This is a genomic window from Variovorax sp. Varisp53 (assembly GCF_059491555.1).
Genome location: NZ_CP168512.1, coordinates 519,167 through 537,136 on the forward strand (window position 1 = coordinate 519,167; position 17,970 = coordinate 537,136).

At 64.7% G+C, this 17,970-nt stretch carries 10 protein-coding genes and 1 tRNA gene; 7 read left to right on the forward strand and 4 right to left on the reverse strand.

The genetic code is table 11. From position 1 onward, the window contains the following. The first annotated feature begins 26 nt into the window (after nt 1–26). The 7 genes from ACEOAB_RS02305 to ACEOAB_RS02335 all read left to right on the forward strand — a co-directional run bounded on the left by ACEOAB_RS02305 (nt 27) and on the right by ACEOAB_RS02335 (nt 10,226). Nucleotides 27–635, forward strand: coding sequence for a LemA family protein (locus ACEOAB_RS02305; protein WP_413748818.1), 609 nt, complete (start codon nt 27–29; stop codon nt 633–635). A gap of 78 nt (nt 636–713) precedes the next feature. Then, complete coding sequence (rsmB, locus tag ACEOAB_RS02310) at nt 714–2,102, forward strand: 16S rRNA (cytosine(967)-C(5))-methyltransferase RsmB (protein WP_495653433.1); 1,389 nt, start codon at nt 714–716, stop codon at nt 2,100–2,102. Between the two features lie 52 nt (nt 2,103–2,154). Continuing rightward, complete coding sequence (locus tag ACEOAB_RS02315) at nt 2,155–2,721, forward strand: DUF4390 domain-containing protein (RefSeq protein ID WP_413748819.1); 567 nt, start codon at nt 2,155–2,157, stop codon at nt 2,719–2,721. Beyond that, nucleotides 2,718–5,048, forward strand: a complete 2,331-nt coding sequence (locus ACEOAB_RS02320) for a sensor histidine kinase (RefSeq protein ID WP_495653434.1) — start codon at nt 2,718–2,720, stop codon at nt 5,046–5,048. The genes ACEOAB_RS02315 and ACEOAB_RS02320 overlap by 4 nt, the downstream gene beginning before the upstream one ends. Before the next feature lie 89 nt (nt 5,049–5,137). After that, on the forward strand, nt 5,138–5,839 hold the full coding sequence (locus tag ACEOAB_RS02325; protein ID WP_007831069.1) for a response regulator: 702 nt from the start codon (nt 5,138–5,140) through the stop codon (nt 5,837–5,839). 24 nt (nt 5,840–5,863) lie between these two features. Beyond that, nucleotides 5,864–5,939 (forward strand) — tRNA-Phe (locus ACEOAB_RS02330). A 534-nt stretch (nt 5,940–6,473) separates the two neighbouring features. Next, the gene (locus ACEOAB_RS02335; protein WP_413747853.1) at nt 6,474–10,226 is read left to right on the forward strand and encodes a hypothetical protein; all 3,753 of its coding nucleotides are present in this window, start codon (nt 6,474–6,476) and stop codon (nt 10,224–10,226) included. Between the two features lie 435 nt (nt 10,227–10,661). Here ACEOAB_RS02335 and ACEOAB_RS02340 read toward each other — a convergent pair whose 3' ends face one another. The 4 genes from ACEOAB_RS02340 to ACEOAB_RS02355 form a co-directional block, all read right to left on the reverse strand. Continuing rightward, nucleotides 10,662–11,750, reverse strand: coding sequence for an NADH:flavin oxidoreductase (locus tag ACEOAB_RS02340; RefSeq protein WP_026284327.1), 1,089 nt, complete (start codon nt 11,748–11,750; stop codon nt 10,662–10,664). Between the two features lie 195 nt (nt 11,751–11,945). Next, a complete protein-coding gene (locus ACEOAB_RS02345; protein ID WP_018907324.1) occupies nt 11,946–13,463 on the reverse strand; it encodes an efflux transporter outer membrane subunit in 1,518 nt (505 codons plus the stop codon). Continuing rightward, the gene (locus tag ACEOAB_RS02350) at nt 13,460–16,666 is read right to left on the reverse strand and encodes an efflux RND transporter permease subunit (protein WP_027730221.1); all 3,207 of its coding nucleotides are present in this window, start codon (nt 16,664–16,666) and stop codon (nt 13,460–13,462) included. Before ACEOAB_RS02350 ends, ACEOAB_RS02345 begins: the two co-directional genes overlap by 4 nt. Beyond that, the gene (locus ACEOAB_RS02355) at nt 16,663–17,838 is read right to left on the reverse strand and encodes an efflux RND transporter periplasmic adaptor subunit (RefSeq protein WP_018907322.1); all 1,176 of its coding nucleotides are present in this window, start codon (nt 17,836–17,838) and stop codon (nt 16,663–16,665) included. The genes ACEOAB_RS02350 and ACEOAB_RS02355 overlap by 4 nt, the downstream gene beginning before the upstream one ends. Nucleotides 17,839–17,970 lie beyond the last annotated feature (132 nt).

The window sequence follows — 17,970 nt, forward strand, 5'->3', positions numbered from 1 at the left end:
GTGTTTTCCATGAGGCGTTGTCGTCGATGAGTGTGTTGCCCGAATCGCTGGCCAGCTGGATCGTCATTGCGATCCTGTTGTTCTGGTTTGTCGGTGCCTACAACCGGCTGGTGCGTTTGCGCGCGGCTGTGCTGCAGGCCTACGGCCTGCTCGACGCGGCCCTGGGCAAGCAGCTGGATTTCGTGCAGGCCAGCATCACCGCCGCGCCACCGCCAGAGGCGGCGCCAACGGGGGAGTCGCTGTCGTCCATCGCGCCATTGCAGGCCGCGACCACCCAGCTCGCGACCTTGCTCGGTGCGACCCGGCTGCACCCGTTGGACAGCGGCGGCATGGCCGCGCTGGCCACCGCGCTCCAGGTGTGGGCCAATGCATGGCGCCGTCAGCACCCGGACGAGGTGACGGTGTTCGATGCCGACGGCACGCTGTCGCGGCCGGCGCAACTGCAGCCCGGCACCGAGGCCATGGCGCCCAGCGCCAGCGAGCCGATCACGTGGCCAGAGCCTTCGGCCGCGGCGGAGATCGCACGGGGCCAGTTCAATCAGGCGGTGGGGCACTACAACGCCGCGATCGCGCAATTTCCGGCACTGCTGGTGGCATGGGCCGTGCGTCTGCGTCCGGCTGCGCCGCTGCTCTGAACGAACCCGGCGCGATTCTTTTCATCTTTCCATTGCGCGGCGCCCGGCTTTTCGGGCGCCCGTTACCATCGCCCCAACTTGTCAGAACTACCTTCCGATCCTTCCTCGAGCAGCAACAGCGGCACGCCGTCGTTGCAGCCCCCGCTCTGGCGCCAACTGCAACTGACCGCAGCGGCGCTGGCGTCGATCCGCGCCGGTACCTCGGGCTCCGTCGCGTTCGAAGCCGTCGAGCCCGCGCTGCGGCCCGGCGTGCAGGCGCTCGGCTTCCAGGTGCTGCGCTGGCTCGGTCGCGCCGAAGCGCTGCGCCGCCACCTGGCCAAGCGCACGCCGCCGCCCTTGCCGGATGCATTGCTGTGCACCGCGCTGGCGCTGGCTTGGGACGCCGAGCGCGCGCCCTACGAACCGTTCACGCTGGTCGACCAGGCCGTCGAGGCCGCCAAGCGCAACCCTGCGACGCGGGCGCAGGCCAGCTTCATCAACGCCTGCCTGCGGCGCTTCCTGCGCGAGCGCGACGAACTGGTGGCCGCCACCGACTCCGAGCCGGTCGCGCAATGGAACCACCCGCGCTGGTGGATCGAGCGCCTCAAGCGCGACCATCCGCGCGAGTGGCAACGGGTGCTGGGTGCAGACAACGCGCAGGCGCCGATGACGCTGCGGGTCAATGTTCAGAAGTCGACCGCGGCTTCCTATCTTGTGGAGCTGGAGGCCGCCGGTCTCGGCGCGACGCGCGTGGGTCCCAGCGGCCTGCAACTGACGCGTGCACGCCCCGTGCAGCAACTGCCCGGCTTTGCCGACGGTGCCTGCTCGGTGCAGGATGCCGCTGCGCAGATGGCCGCGCCGCTGCTGCTCGAAGGCCTGTTGCCGGCGAAGCCCGGTGCCGCAGCGCCGCTGCGGGTCCTCGATGCCTGCGCGGCTCCCGGCGGCAAGACCGCGCACCTGCTCGAAATGGCGGCTCCCGGCGCCATCGACGTGACCGCGCTCGAAGTCGATGCCGCCCGCAGCCGCCGCATCGACGAAACCCTCGCCCGCCTCGGACTGAGCGCCAAGGTGCTCGTGGCCGATGCGGGGCGCCCCGCCCAGTGGTGGGACGGCACGCCTTTCGACGCCATCCTGCTCGATGCGCCGTGCACCGCCTCGGGCATCGTGCGGCGCCATCCCGACGTCCGCTGGCTGCGCCGCGAGAGCGACACCGCCCAACTCGCCGCCCAGCAGGCCGCGCTGCTGGCCGCGCTCTGGCCGCTGGTGCGGCGCGGCGGCCGGCTCCTTTACTGCACCTGCTCCGTGTTCCGCGAAGAGGGTTCGCAACAAATTGATGCGTTTCTTGTACACAACACCGACGCCCGATTGCTGCCATCGCCAGGCCATTTGCTCCCCCAAAGCGGATCGAATGCCCGCGGCGTCCCGGACAATCCCTCTGGTGACCACGACGGTTTCTTCTACGCCCTGCTTGAAAAGCGCCCGCACTGAGCGCCGCTGGTCGGTCTTGCTGCCCGTCCTGTTCTGGGTCTGGACGATGTGCATGGCCTGGCTGCCGGCTCCGGCGGCCGCCCAGGCCCGCCCTGGCGCGTCGATCACGCAGATGCGCCTCGAACAGGCCGACGACGGCATTTATTTCAGTGCTGCGGTGCAGTTCGAACTGCCCTCGCTGGTGGAGGAGGTGCTCGACAAGGGCATCGCCATCTATTTCGTGGCCGAGGCCGAGCTCTACCAGGAGCGCTGGTACTGGACCGACCGCAAGGTCGCCCAGGTCACGCGGCACATGCGGCTGGCCTACCAGCCCCTCACGCGGCGCTGGCGGCTCAACGTGTCGGCCGCCCCGATGACGGGGGCGGCCGGCCTGGGCATCTCGCTGAACCAGAACTTCGACACCCTGACCGACGCGCTCGACGCCATCAAGCGCGTCGGCCGCTTGCGGCTGGCCGACGTGTCGGAGGTCGGCGACGATCCGCTGCACCAGGTCACCTTCCGCTTCCGGCTCGACACCTCGCAGCTGCCGCGCCCGTTCCAGATCGGCGTGGTCGGGCAGGCCGACTGGAACATCGCCACCGAGCGCACGGCCCGGCTCGCAATGGAGAAGCAGAAGTGAGCACATCCGGGCGCAGCGGCGCAGCGGCCACGCCGGCCGCGCGCCGCGCGCGGGCCACGCGCTGGGCCATCGGCGTCGGTGCCGCGCTGGTCACGGCCATCGGCCTGGTGCTGATGTTCCTGCTGGCGCAGGCCACCAACAACCGCGCGCTGTACGAGCGCTACTACGTGCGCCTGTTCGGCATCAACGTCGTGGTGGCGGTGCTGCTGGTGCTGGTGATCGGCTGGGTCGCCTTCCGGTTGCTGCGGCGGCTGCGGCAAGGCAAGTTCGGCAGCCGGCTGCTCATCAAGCTGGCGGCCATCTTCGCGCTGGTGGCCGTGGTGCCCGGGGCGCTGGTCTACGTGGTGTCCTATCAGTTCGTCGCGCGCTCGATCGAGAGCTGGTTCGACGTCAAGGTCGAAGGTGCGCTCGATGCCGGCCTGAACCTCGGGCGCGCCACGCTCGATTCGCTGTCCGACGACCTCGCCGCCAAGACGCGCAGCGCCAGCGCGCAGCTGGCGCAGGTGCCCGACACGAGCGCGGGCCTGGTGCTCGAGCGCATCCGCGACCAGCTCGAGGCCACCGACGTGATCCTCTGGACCGGCTCCGGGCAACTGGTGGCCAGCGCCGGCAGCTCCCGTTTCCAGCTCAGCCCCGAGCGTCCGACCCCGCAGCAATTCCGCCAGGTCCGCCCTGAGCGCGCCGTCGCGCACGTCGAGGGTCTGGACGAAACCGCCCCTCCGGGCGCGACCCCGCCCGTGGCAAGCGTGCGCGCGCTCGCCATGGTGCAGAGGCCGGGCTTCGACTTCGACACTGCACCGCGCTATCTGCAAGTCACGCGGCCGCTGCCGCCGGCCGTGGTCGCCAACGCGCTGGCCGTGCAGGAGGCCAACCGCGAATACCAGGAGCGGGCGCTCGCGCGTGAGGGCCTGCGCCGCATGTACATCGGCACGCTCACGCTGAGCCTGTTCCTCGCCGTGTTCGGCGCGGTGCTGCTGGCCGTGCTGTTCGGCAACCAGCTCGGTCTGCCGCTGCTCGTGCTGGCCGACGGCGTGCGCCAGGTGGCGGCCGGCGACCTGCGGCCGACCGCCGTGCTGCAGGGCAAGGACGAACTGGGCGGCCTCACGCGCTCGTTCGCCGTCATGACCCAGCAGCTGGCCGATGCCCGCGGCGCCGTCGAGAAGACCGTGGGCGAACTCGATGCCGCGCGCGCCAACCTGCAGACCATTCTCGACAACCTGACCTCCGGCGTGATCGTGCTCGATGCCAAGGGCACCGTGCTGTCGACCAACCCGGGCGCGACCCGGGTGCTGCGCGCGCCGCTCGCGGCCTACGAAGGCCGGGCGCTCGTCGAGGTGCCAGGGCTGGCCGAATTCGGCGCCAAGGTGCAGCAGCAATTCGAGGACTTTCTCGTCGAGCGCGTGCAGCACGGCCTCGACCACTGGCAGCACGCCTTCGAACTGCACGCTTCCGGCACCGACCTGCCGCAGCAGGACGGCGCCATCAACATCGTCGCGCGCGGCGCGGAACTGCCCGGCGCCGCGCGGCTGCTGGTGTTCGACGACATCTCCGAGATCGTCTCGGCCCAGCGTGCGCAGGCCTGGGGCGAGGTCGCGCGCCGGCTGGCGCACGAGATCAAGAACCCGCTCACGCCGATCCAGCTCTCGGCCGAGCGGCTGGAGATGAAACTGTCGGGCAAGGTCCAGCCGCCCGAACAGGCCGTGCTCGTGAAGTCGGTGAAGACCATCGTCGACCAGGTCGATGCGATGAAGCGGCTGGTGAACGAATTCCGCGACTACGCGCGCCTGCCCGCGGCCGACCTCAAGCCGGTGGATCTCAATGCCCTGCTGGCCGACGTGCTCCAGCTCTACAGCGCGGAGAACCTGCCGATCACGCTGCGCTCCGAACTCGACGAGCGCTGCCCGCCCATTCGCGGCGATGCGCAGCAGATCCGCCAAGTGATACACAACCTGTTGCAGAACGCGCAGGACGCCGCCGAGGCTGCCGCCAGCGGGACCGGCAGGGCGGGCGAGGTCGTCGTGCGGACGCGGCTCGGAGATTCGGGGCAGCGCGTGCGCCTGACCGTGCAGGACAGCGGTCCTGGTTTTGCCGAGAACATCCTGAAGCGCGCGTTCGAACCCTACGTCACCACGAAAACAAAAGGTACCGGTTTGGGCCTTGCGGTCGTCAAGAAAATCGCCGACGAGCATGGTGCGCGCATCGAGCTTTCCAACCGTGTCGTCGACGGGGCTGTAGCAGGGGCGCAAGTCTCGCTATCATTCGCGCTGGCAAGCGGGCCGCGGGCAGCGGCCGCTCACACCGAAGATTCAAAGTCTTCCGCCGCCTGAGCCGCACGAATATCCGTCGCACAGGCGACGGATGGGCCCGCGGACCCTACACACATTGCAGACACCAGCGCAAACAACAAGCAGCACTCATGGCAAACATTCTCGTGGTCGATGACGAGCTGGGCATCCGGGACCTGCTCTTCGAAATTCTCAATGACGAAGGCCACAACGTGGAGCTCGCGGAAAACGCCGCCGAGGCGCGCGCTGCGCGCCAGCGCGCGCGGCCCGACCTCGTGCTGCTCGACATCTGGATGCCCGACACCGACGGCGTCACCTTGCTCAAGGAGTGGTCCACCGCCGGCCTGCTGAGCATGCCCGTCATCATGATGAGCGGCCACGCCACCATCGACACCGCGGTCGACGCCACGCGCATCGGCGCGTTCGCCTTCCTCGAGAAGCCCATCACCATGCAGAAGCTGCTCAAGGCGGTGGAGCAGGGCCTGGCGCGCGAGAGCGCGCGCCGTGCCGCTGCGGGCGTGGTGCCCGCGCCCGTCGCCGGCAGCCAGGCGGCCGCCATCACGACGACGGGCGACAGCCTGCTGATGGCCTCGCTGGCTTCCGTGCCCGTGGCCGATGCGGGCCCCCAGTCGACGCAGAGCTTCGACCTCGACCGCCCGCTGCGCGACGCGCGCGACGGTTTCGAGAAGGCGTACTTCGAGTTCCACCTCGCGATGGAGAACGGTTCGATGACCCGCGTCGCCGAGAAAACCGGCCTCGAACGCACCCATCTCTATCGAAAGCTCAAACAACTTGGTGTGGATCTTTCAAGAGGGCGCAGAAGCGCTGTATAATTTAGGGCTGCACTCAAATGCAATGGCCCGGTAGCTCAGTTGGTAGAGCAGCGGATTGAAAATCCGCGTGTCGGTGGTTCGATTCCGCCCCAGGCCACCAACATTACTTTCGCGGTTGTCCGCGTAAGTCCAAAAGCCCTAAGTAAATCAACTACTTAGGGCTTTTTTCATTGCGCTTGCTTCCGCATCTGTCCGGGTGCTTCCGAGGCATTGTGCAGTAACAGTGCCAGTAACCGCGCCTGCAGGCCAAGAGACGTGTGAAAGTTACTGCAGCATGCCAGCCAATTATTCACGCACCCGTTTACCCAGAGCACTCAAGTGAACCTAGGGCCGTTGGTTCACACGGAAGCCTGACCGTTGTTGACCCGAACATATTGGCTGCCAGCCAAGTCTTTCCGTACACCTACCGGATGTAGCTCCACAGTCAGCTTGAGACTGAATGCGGTCGCTCTCCCCGAAGGGCGTCAGTGACAGCTTTCCGTGCAAGCGATCACTGGGGACATGTTTCCGGCTCCCTTCGCCAGTCCCCTCGACAGAGCTGAATGCTTTCGGTGGCCGAGTTCACCTTCAGAGGGGGTAGGCGGGCGCTGCTGGGTCGGCCGGGCAAAATGGAAGCTCTCAAAGGACAAGATGCATGAAGTGGATCACCGCGTTCGACTTGGGCACGTGGGCAGCACGCACGACCTCCAAGGCCCTGTTCCCTGAACTGATCGCGGACCTGATCCGCGCGTCGGTCGATGACATCGGGGCCTTCCGTTTCCCGAATGGCGAGAAAGGCTACATCCGTGGATTCGACGGCGTCCTCCAGACAGACGCTGGCGCCAAACCATTCGTGCCGAAGGGCCGATCCATCTGGGAGTTCGGGCTCGATGCGGACGTCTCGGGCAAAGCCGACGGCGACTACAAGAAGCGCACCAACGAGGTGTCGGCCGAAGAGCGCAAGGACACGACGCTGGTGCTCGTGACTGCGCATAGCTGGGACAAGCCGAAGCTGAAGCTGCCGACGTGGCTCAAGAAGAAGCACGACCTCAACGAGTGGGCCGCTGTTGAACTCATCGATGGAGTTCAGTTGGAGCACTGGCTTGCAGACCACCCGGGCGTCGGCGCCTGGTGGGCTCGCGAAGTCCTGTCGCTGATGCCCAGGCACGGCGCCCGCAGCATCGACGAGTACTGGGGCGAGTTCTCCAACCGCTACATGCCCGCCCTGACGGAACAGGTCCTCCTGTGCGCGCGCCAGGCTCAGGCGGAGAAGTTGGTGAATGCGCTGATTGCGGGGGAAGCGAAGCTGCGCCTGACCGCTGACTCGCCGGACGAGGTCATCGCGTTCGCGGTGGCCGCGATCCGCAACGCCGAGGCACAGAAGCGGCTGTACCTGGAGTCGCGAACCCTCGTGGTCGATACTTCAGAAGCCATCGATCAGTTGGTCAGCATGAAGGATCTCATGTTTCTGCCGCGGGGTGCGGCGCGTAATCGGGCTGGCCAGTTGGCGACGACGGGGCCGACTGTGATCAGCGCTGGCGCAGACGAAGATCGCAAGAGCTTCGATGTGCTGGAACGCCCCTCGACGCATGCGCTCGGGCAGGCGCTGGTCTCGATGTTCCCTGCGCAGGAAGATGCGATGGACCGCGCCAGGAGGTGCGGCCGAAGTCTCGCGGTCCTGGCGCGCCAGATTCCGAGCAGCGCGGCCGAGAACCCGGCCTGGCTTCTTAAGGCCCGCGACCTAGTCCCGGCGTTGCTCGCCGGCGGCTGGGACGCAGCCAGTGAGCCGGACAAGGCTGTGCTCCAGGCGCTCGGGCGTCAGAAGGACTACGACGCGGTGGAAGAGCCATTCCGCGACCTGAGGGTGTCCGTGGACCCGCCGATCGACCGGGTAGACACCGTGTGGCGCATGCGCGCACCCGTCGACGCCTTCACTTACCTTGGGAAGCGCCTTGGCCAAGCCGATCTGAATGCTTTTGCTGCTGCCGCCAGGGAGGTGTTCGGACGCGTCGTCGAGCCGCCCAAGGCCTCGGACCTGTTTCGGCTGGACAAGAAGCCGGAAGAGATCCACAGCTCGTGGTTGCGTGAAGGCCTGGCCACGACCCTTCTGCTGATCGCGGCGCTGGGCGAGGAGGTCGGCCTGGTGATCCCGCATTCCACGCCTAAGCGCTTCGTGGATGGCATCGTCAGCAGCTTGCCCGGGCTCGGCACGGACTGGCGCGTGGTCGCGAGCTTGCGGGACAACTTAACCTTTCTCGCAGAGGGCTCACCTGATGCTTTTTTGAGCGCCCTTGAGCACCTGCTCGAGGGCGGCCCCAATGAAGTCGACCCGCTGTTTGCTGAATCGGACGACGTCTTCGCGCCGACCAGCCCGCATGTATTCGTGCTGTTTGCGCTCGAAGTGCTGGCTTGGGATCCGGCGTACCTGCTTCGCGTCTGCAAGGTGCTCGCCCGTCTTTCCGCCTTCGACCCGGGTTTGAAAATGGAGAACCGGCCGGTCAACACGCTGCGGTCGATCTTCCTGTGTTGGGCGCCGAACACCAACGCTCCATCGAAACAGCGTGACGGTGTGCTGACCACGATCATCGGAGAGTTTCCTGAGCTTGCGTGGGAGTTGCTGGTCAAGTTGCTTCCGAGGCACCATGACCACTCCGTTCCGAACCAGCGGCCGCTCTTTCGTGAGGCCGGCGGGTCGAATGTGGAGGAACTGACTTACGGCATCGTCTGGGGCAGTCAGGATCAAGTCGTGCGGTTAGCGCTCGATCAGGTGATGGGCGAACCCGCTCGCATGATTACGCTGATTGACAAAATGGGCCAGGTGCAGGAGGGCTCGTTTAATTCGATTTTGAACGCAACTGCCGATTTCCTAGCGGCGGCACCTGCTGCTGCGCAATACGAAGTGTGGAAGGCGCTTCGACATGAGGCGAATCGCAACCGCACTTACCAGAGCATGGATTGGGCGCTCAAAGGCGAAGCGATCGCCAAGGTAGACGCAGTCGTACAGCGGTTTGAGCCGAAAGACCCTCTGCTGCTCCATTCGAATCTCTTCGACGACTGGATGCCACACCTCCCCGGCGTGGCAGATGACGACACTGAGAGTGTTGACAGGGCGCGCGCACAGGCTATCAAAGCGATCCTTGGATCCGGTGGCGTTGACGCCATCGTTGAACTGGCCCGACGCGTGAAGGTTCCTCATCTCATCGTCCCAGCATTGGAAAGTGCCAATCTGGGTGAAGCGGACAGCAGGACGTTCGTGCTCGCCGCCGTTCGTGTCGGCACGCCCGATCTCATCGGGTTGGCGTCGTCGGTTTCGGCGTGGATGTTTGCCAAAAACAAAAAGGCTTGGAGTGAAGCCCTGGCTGAACTGGCCGGTGCCAACGGATGGTCTGCGGAGACGTTGGCGGGCATGTTTTTACAACTTCCAGATGGCGCGGCATCGTGGGCTCTCGTAGACGATTTCGGCGAGGAGGTCAGTAAGTTCTACTGGGAGACGAAACACCCGTTTGCGATCAAGGGCAGCACAGAGGAGCTCGCAGTTGCGTTGAAGCGCTACATAGCCGAGGGCAGGGCAATCGGAGCGATGGCGGCAGGGCACGGTCGATTGGCCGAAGTGGACTCGCCCACATTGTTCCGCATGCTTGACGAGGCCGTTGCCCAGATCAACGCAGCACTTTCCGCGAACGGCACAATGACCACCTACTACATAGAGGCAGTGTTCAAGGCCCTGGAAGGACGCTTAGATGCCTCTGACGAGGAGATTGCCAAGCGGGAGTATGCGTACCTGCCGATGTTCGATCGCCGGAAGGAGCCGCTGAAACTGCACCAGCTCATTGTTCAACGTCCGGAATTGTTCTTGGATTTCATCAAGGTGGTGTTCAAGCCCGCGACGGGTGAGGCGCCGCAAATGGACGACGCCAAGCGTCTTCACGCGACGGCAGCGTACCGACTGCTGAGCGGCATTTCTATTGTGCCGGGCCAGTCAGGCAGCGAAGTCGACGAGAAAGCCGTTGTAGAGTGGTGTCTTGCTGTCCAGAAACTCGCCGCTGAAGCAGATCGAGTGCGGATCACGGAGCAGTACATCGGCCACGTTCTTGCCCATGCGCCGAACGACGCATCGGACAAGGGGTGGCCGCACCGCGCGGTGCGAACGGCCATTGAGCGGCTAGTCAGCGACGATGTTGAGAGCGGCATCCTTGTGGAACGGCACAACATGCGTGGCGCTTTCAGCAAGGCGATTGGCGAAGGAGGCGGGCAGGAAAGGACGTTCGCAGAGCAAGCGAAGAAGTGGGCAGAGATCGCTGCCGGCTATCCGCGGACTTCGGCAATGCTGTTCAATCTGGCGAAGAGCTGGGAGAAGAGCGCTGAGGGTGAAGACATCCGTGCGGCGAAGGACCGGCTCCGGAATTGACTGTTCGAATCAGGCGGCGCTATCAACCGGGTAATGCGCTTCGAGTGATCGAGGTCGAAGCCATCAATCCGCTGGTAGTTGGTCTACTGCGCGGTTGTCGTCGCGATGGATCATTCTTGCCGGGAATGTCTGCTGTGCGCCGCGTAGCTGGCACTGGGCACGAAGACGCAATAGACCGCAATCGCTGCGTACCTGCCGGTTGCAGGGACGAGCTGCCGACCTGGCGCAGCATGTTCCTACCGTTTGCGGTGCGTTCTCAGCCGCCAATAAGGGGGTATTGACGTGCCTTTGGTTATCGTCAGTTGTTTCCTCGGCCCCGAGTTTCGGCGTTGCTCCGGCCTGCGTTCTTCGATGGTCGTAATAGTACGGCGATCGCGCGGACAACCCGCCTCCTTGTGCTGGGAGCGAGTCGGGGACCGGGTATTCGTCCGCCCCCTATCGCGAACCGTGCAAGACGAAGGTCTGCCATCCCCGCATATGGTCGATGAAGCGTTCGCTCAACCCACGCTCGCGCAAGTACTCGGCAGGCACTGGAAGCCTTGGACTGTCGTACGTCGGGTTGGCCTTGACCTGCAGAGGAAAGTCCCGCTGAAGAATGCCAGCGCGGGCAATCAGCACGAAGTCGCAGCCCTCGTCCAGCAACTCGCCGGCACGCTTGGCACTCATGATCTTGCCGGCTGTCCCCAGGCGAACTCCCTTACGAGGCAATTCGGTGAAGAGGCTAAGCATCGTCTTGCCACGGAATGGCCCTTCTCTGACGACCTGCGCAGAGTCCCACAAGGCCAGGTCGAGGTAGTCGATCAACTCGCGATCAAAGATATATGCGGTGACCTCGCGCAGTTCCTCCAGGCGCAACCCGTACCGCTCGATCGACAGTCGCCAACCAATCTGAAAATCAGGGCCGCATTCCCGGCGGATGCCTTCGATCACCTCCAGGGTCAGGCGCGCCCGGTTCTCGAGGCTCCCGCCGTATTTGTCCTTGCGATCGTTCAGGAAGGGCGACATGAACTCCGAAAGGATCCAACCGAATGCGCCATGCACCGCGACGCCGTCGAACCCTGCCAGTTGCGCCCTTTTCGCGGCGGCGATAAAGCTGTCGCGGATCCGCTCCACCACTTCGGTCGAGATCGCCTGAATGCCCGGCAAAGTGTCACTGGAAGCAGGAGCTGGAATGCCCCCCAGCAGCGGGTTGGCACGGTGGCCCGCGTGGTGCAGCTGAACCGCCGAGAGGCCACCGCCGCTCCGAATGGTTGTGGCCATCCGGGTAAGGCCTGGCAGGTGTTCATCGCTGTGGATTCCCAACTGCCGCGCAAACGCAATGCCGCCCGCTTCCACGGTCGTGGCACAAGTCTGGATCAACGCGTAGCCACCTTGAGACAGCTGCTCCATCCAGAAATGGTCGTACACGGAGGCAGTGCCGTCGAGCTCGCTTTGCTGGTTGGTCAGCGGCGCCAGCATGAAGCGATTCCTCATCGCCGGGCCGTGCAGGAGAGTGAGCGGTTTGAAGAGATCGGAAACAGACACAGGAAAGCTCCAAAAATTGGTTAGAAATACAGATCGGGATCGGGCGGCGACCGTTGACCAGCCGCACCCGAACTAGGACTGCGTCCGCGGCGGATGCAATCGCTCGAACGCGCAGCTACAAATGCCTTGAATTCGAGTGCGGCATGCGGCCGCGTGGAAGGAGGCAGCCTTGGCCGCTCCTGCGACACCGTCGGGTCAGCCTTTGATGTCGGACCTCTCGGCCTTTGAGAGATCCCAGCCACCGCCGAGCGCTTTGACCAGATCAACGGTCGCGCGCGCGCGCTCACCCTCGAACTGGATGCGCGACTGGCGACTGCGCAAACGGGTGCGCTCGGCATCGACAACGACCAGGTAGTCGACGTCGCCTTCGTCGAATCTCGCTTTAGCTGATTGCGCAACGCCAGACGATGCGTCTTCCGCTCCCCGCTGGTGAACGATCCGCTCGTCAAGGGTTCTGATAGAGACCAGGGAGTCTTCAACCTCGCGGAAGGCCTGGAGCACCGTCTTGCGGTATTCGGCGACTCTCTCCTCGTAGACGCCGCGTACGCGGGCCACTTCGGCACTTCGCCTTCCTCCATCGAAGATTGGCATGCTCAAGGCCGTTCCCACCAGAGGACCGAGCAGAAACGTTCGTTGGGACCAGTTGGCCAGATTGGCCAAGTCGGCCGACTCGTAGCCCAGGGAGCCCGTCAGCGAGAGCGCCGGAAAGAATGCTGCCCTCGCAACGCCGATGCGCGCGTTCTCCGCGGTCATGGCGCGTTCGGCTGCAGCGATGTCCGGCCTGCGCTCAAGTAACGTCGAGGGCATGCCTGGCGGGAGCTGGACCGTGACGTTGTCGAGAGGCTTTGCCTCGACGGAGAACGCCGCAGGCAGCTTGCCCAACAGGATCGCCAAGGCATGCAAGGCCAGGGCATGCTGCCGTTCGACAGACAGCTGCTCCGAGCGGGCCGAGAACAATTCAGTCTTCACCTGGTCGACGACATAAGGGGCCACAGCGCCCACATCGAACTTTCGCTCCAACAGCGACATGGCGTCTTGTCTCAGCTTCACGGTGTCCCGAAGCAGGCGGAGCTCGCCCTCGAACTGTCGCAGGCTAAAGTACGTCTTGGCGACGTCGGCCTGGACGAGCAACAGCATCTGGTGCGCCAGCGCCTGCTGCCGGGCCGCATCGGCACGTGCGGCGGCAACACCCGACGAAACCCGGCCGAAGATGTCGACCTCGTAGGCGACGGAGGCCTGTGCGCGCCACAGCGTTTGCGTGGACCCCGGCGCGCCGTCTCCGCGCCCCGCAGCCGTGCCGCTGATGCGCTGCCGAGTGGGACCGAAACCGACGCCCACTTCCGGAAGCTGCGCCGACTCGCTTTGCGAAATCAGTGCGCGTGCCTGCTTGAGCCTTGCCATCGCGATGGACACATCCGGATTCGCCTTGAGCGCCTCCTCTTCGAGTTGCACAAGGACAGGGTCGCCGAAGACTCCCCACCATGGAGATGGCGCCTGCTGGTCTGCCGGTTCGGCCGGCCGCCACCGGCCTGGGTCTTCCGTGGGCTGGAGCGCGAGCGTGCGCCCCTCGTACTCCGCGAACGTCGCGGGAATGTCGATGGCGGGACGATTCTCGACGGGCGTGAGGGAGCACGCAGACAGCAGGAACAGACTTGCTGCCAAGGCAAGCGCACTTCTGGACAGTTGCTGGATCGCTCGGGTTGGGTGGGTCATGCCTGAACCTCCGGCTGTTGATTTCCAAGGTGATGCGGGGCGATCACGGGCGCCTCGTGATGCGCGGCAGATCGAAGCGGCCTTCCTCCGCTAAGCGCCCGGGCCAGTACGTAGAAGAGCGGTGTGAGAAACAGGCCGAACAGCGTGACGCCGATCATTCCGAAGAACACCGAGATGCCCATCGCCTGGCGCATTTCTGCACCTGCGCCTGTCGAAAGAACGAGTGGGATCACGCCCATGATGAAGGCCAGCGACGTCATCAGGATGGGCCGCAGCCGCAAGCGGCAGGACTCGATCACGGCCTTCAACGTGGACATTCCCGCCATCTCGAGCTCGCGCGCGAACTCGACGATCAGGATGGCGTTCTTCGACGCCAGGCCGACAAGCACGATGAGTCCGATCTGGGTGAAGATGTTGTTGTCGCCCTTCGTGAGCCACACACCGAGCAGCGCGGAGAAGATGCTCATCGGAATGATGAGGATGATGGCCAGCGGCAGCGTCAGGCTCTCGTACTGGGCCGCCAATACGAAGAACACCAAGAGAACGCAGAGTGGAAGAATCCAGACCGCGCTGTTGCCGGCAATGATCTGCTGGTAGGTCAGGTCGGTCCATTCGAACGTCATCCCCGGTGGCAAGGTTGCTGCCGCAATCCGCTGGATGGCCTCCATTGCTTGGTCCGACGAGTAGCCCGGCGCCGGGCTGCCGCCCACGTCGGCCGACGTGAAGCCGTTGTAGCGGCTGACCTGGTCGGGGCCGTACGTCTGGCTGACCTTGGCGAACGACGCGAGCGGAACCATCTGCCCGGACTCGCTGCGAACGTGCAGTTGCCCGATGTCTTCCGGCTTGGAGCGGAACTGGCCGTCGGCCTGCATGCGCACCTGGTACACGCGGCCCAGGAAGTTGAAGTCGTTCACGTAGTAGGAACCAAGGAACGACTGCATCGCACTGAAGGCCGCTGGCGTATCCACACCCAACTGCTGTGCCTTCGCGCGGTCGATGTCCACCTTGAGCTGAGGCGCGTTCACGTTGTAAGTCGAGAAGAGCGGGCCGAGCTCAGGCGCTTCGGACGCCTTTTTGATGAAGGCTTGTGTCGCCTTGTAGAGCTCGTCGTAACCCAGGTCCGCCCGGTCCTCGATCTGCAGCTTGAAGCCGCCCAGGGTTCCGAGGCCGTAGACCGGCGGTGGTGGAAAGATCCCGGTGAAGGCGTGTCCGATGCTGCCGAACTCACGGCCCAGGTCGGCCGCGACCTGGTCGGCGCTGATCCCCTTGCGCTCCTTGAACGGCTTGAGCAAGACAAATGTCAGAGCCGTGCTCGAGCTCTTGGTCACCCCATTTATCGAAAGACCGCTGTAGCTCGATGTTCCGAGGACGGCAGGGTGCTTGAGCGCCATGGCATTCATCTTGTTCATGGTCGCCTCGGTGCGGTCCAGCGTCGAGCCCTCGGGCAGTTGCGCCAGGCTCACGAGGTACTCCTTGTCCTGTGCAGGAACGAACCCACCCGGGACATGATCGGTAAGCCACCAGGTTCCCCCCAGCAAGAGCGCGTACACGACGAGCAACGCCCCCTTGTGCCGCAGCAAACGGCCGACGCCTCCTCCATATGCCTCTGAGGTGCGATCGAAGGTGCGATTGAAGCGCCCGAAGAAGCGGCCGAACACCTTCTGCGTTATCCGGGTCACCGCGTCTGGCGCATCGCCATGTCCCTTCAGCAGCAAGGCCGACAGCGCCGGAGACAGCGTGAGCGAGTTCACCGCCGAGATCAGCGTGGAAATGGCGATGGTCACCGCGAACTGCTTGTAGAACTCGCCTGTCAGGCCGCTGAGAAAGGCCAGCGGAAGAAACACCGCAGACAGCGTCAATGCGATGGCGATGATGGGCCCACTGACCTCGCGCATGGCCTGGTAGGTCGCCTCACGGGGACTGAGCCCGCGTGCGATGTTCCGCTCCACGTTCTCGACGACCACAATGGCATCGTCCACCACGATGCCGATGGCCACCACCAAGCCGAACAGCGACAGCGTGTTGATGGAGTAGCCCGCCAGCAGCAGGAAGGTGAACGTGCCGACGATCGAAATGGGAACCGCGATAAGCGGAATGATGGAAGCGCGCCAGGTCTGCAGGAAGAGAAACACGACCAGCACCACCAGCGCCACCGACTCCAGCAGCGTTTCGATGACCGCGTCGATGCCGGACTGGACTGCACGGCTCGGTTCATAGACGATGCGATAAACCACGTCTTCGGGGAAATCCTTCTCGAGCTCCTTCATGGCCTTGTGCACGTCGCGGGAGATCTGAAGCGAGTTCGCACCGGGAGCTTCCTGCACGGTCACCGCGACAGCGGGCGCGTTGTCCAGCGTGGCGCGGATGCCGTAGTCTTCGGCGCCGAGTTCCACGCGCGCCACGTCGCCCAGGCGCGTGATCGCTCCACGGGCATCGGACTTGATGACGATGGCCTTGAACTCCTCGGGCGACTTGAGTCGGCCATCGGCGTTGACGTTGAGTTGGAAGGCGGTGTCCGCGGAGGTGGGTGAACTTCCGATCGTTCCGACAGCGGCCTGGATGTTCTGGCGTCGAATGGCGCTGGCGACATCGTTCGCACTCAGTCCCCGCTCGGCCAAAGCGGCCGGATCCAGCCAGACACGCATCGCATAGCCGCCGGGCCCCCAGATCGCCACGTCGCCGACGCCCGTGATCCGGGCCAGACGATCCTTCACGTGAAGGATGGCGTAGTTGCTGATGTAGTTGTTGTCGTAGGTCCCCTTTGGCGACACCATGTGCACGGCGATGGTGATCATCGGCAGGTTCTTGACCGCGGTCACGCCCAGGCGCTGCACGTCCTCGGGCAGTCGCGCTTGGGCTTGGGAGACGCGGGTTTGCACCAGCTGCTGGGCCCTGTCCGGATCGGTTCCCAGCTTGAAGGTCACGGTCAGGTACAGGTGACCGTCACCGCTGGCCTTCGAGTCCATGTAGAGCATGTCCTCAACGCCGTTGACGGACTGCTCCAACGGTGCCGCGACGGTTTCCGCGATCGTCTTGGCGTTAGCGCCCGGGTATTGCGCGTGCACCACGACCGACGGCGGGATGACCTGCGGGTATTCCGAGACCGGCATGTTGAACGACGCTACGAGCCCTGCGAGGAGAATCAGCGCAGACAGGACGCCAGCGAAGATCGGCCTGTCGATGAAGAATTTCGAGATGTTCACGACCGGCCTCCGTTGGTGGCGCCGGCGGAAGCCTCGGGGGCCTCTGAAGCGACTGCGGACACCGACGCACCGGGCGACGCGCGGAAAGCGCCGTCCACGATGACCTTGGCGCCCGGGGCGAGCCCGCTGCGCACGACCCGCTGCGTTCCTTGCAGCACGCCGAGGTCGACGACCCGGCGCTCGACCTTGTTCTGCGCATTGACGACGAGAACATACTTCCGGTCTTGGTCGGTGCTGACGACGGCCTCGTCCACCAACACGGCGTCGTAGGGGGCACCGCCTTGCAGACGGATGCGCGCCCGCAGACCGGGGAGCATCTCGGGATTCACCTTGTCGATGCGCGCACGAACCCGCACGGTTCCCGACCGAGGATCCATCTGGTTGTCGATCGCTTCGATGGACGCCGCGTAGGGAAAGTCGGTGTCGGTGGCCAAACCGACCTTCACTACAGGCTGCGTGCCCGCCCTCAGCGAAGGGGCGATGATCTGGAGGTAGCTCTGCTCGTCCACGTTGAAGGATGCGTAGAGCTTGCTGTCAGAGACGATCCTGGTGAGCGGGGTCGCTTCCCCGCCTGCCGTCACCACATTGCCCGCGGTGACTTCCGCCCGGGAGATCCGTCCCGCAATAGGCGCGCGAACCTGGGTGTAGCTGAGCTGCAGTTGAGCCTGCGCGAGAGCGGCCTGCGCTCCCTTCAGTGACGCGGCAGCCTCGCGCGCCGCATTGTCGAGCGTGTCGAACTCCCTGCGCGCGATCGAATTCGACTCCAGCAGCCTCTGTCCGCGGGCGCGCTCCGTGTCTGCCAGCCGTTGCCGTGCTTCGGCACCTGCCAGGGTGGCCTGCGCCTGGCGCACCTGGGTCTCGAACGGTGCTGGGTCGATGACGAAAAGAACGTCACCCTGGCGAACATGCTGGCCCGGCTTGAAGTGCACCGCGAGCAGCGAGCCCGGTACCTTGGCGCGAACGTCGACGAGGTCCACGGCTTCGAGCCGCCCCGTGTAGTCCTGCGCATCGGACACCGAGCGCTGCAAGGCTGGCCGGTACTTGACGGTGGGGAGTGCGGCGGCGGCTTGAGCATGCGCTTCGGAACCGTGCTTCCAAAACATGCTGCCAGCAACGACCACCGCAACGGCAGTCGTGACGACCGCCAGGTGCTGTTTCTTGAGGGTTTTCATGCGACGTGCTCTACAAAATTGAACGGTTTGCAGTCTGTGCGTGTGGCGCATGAAGATCGAGCCCGGAACCTGGGTTACTTTGTTGCCGCCGTTGGAACAATCACTTGTCGTCGCCCCCCTGCCAATGCGATA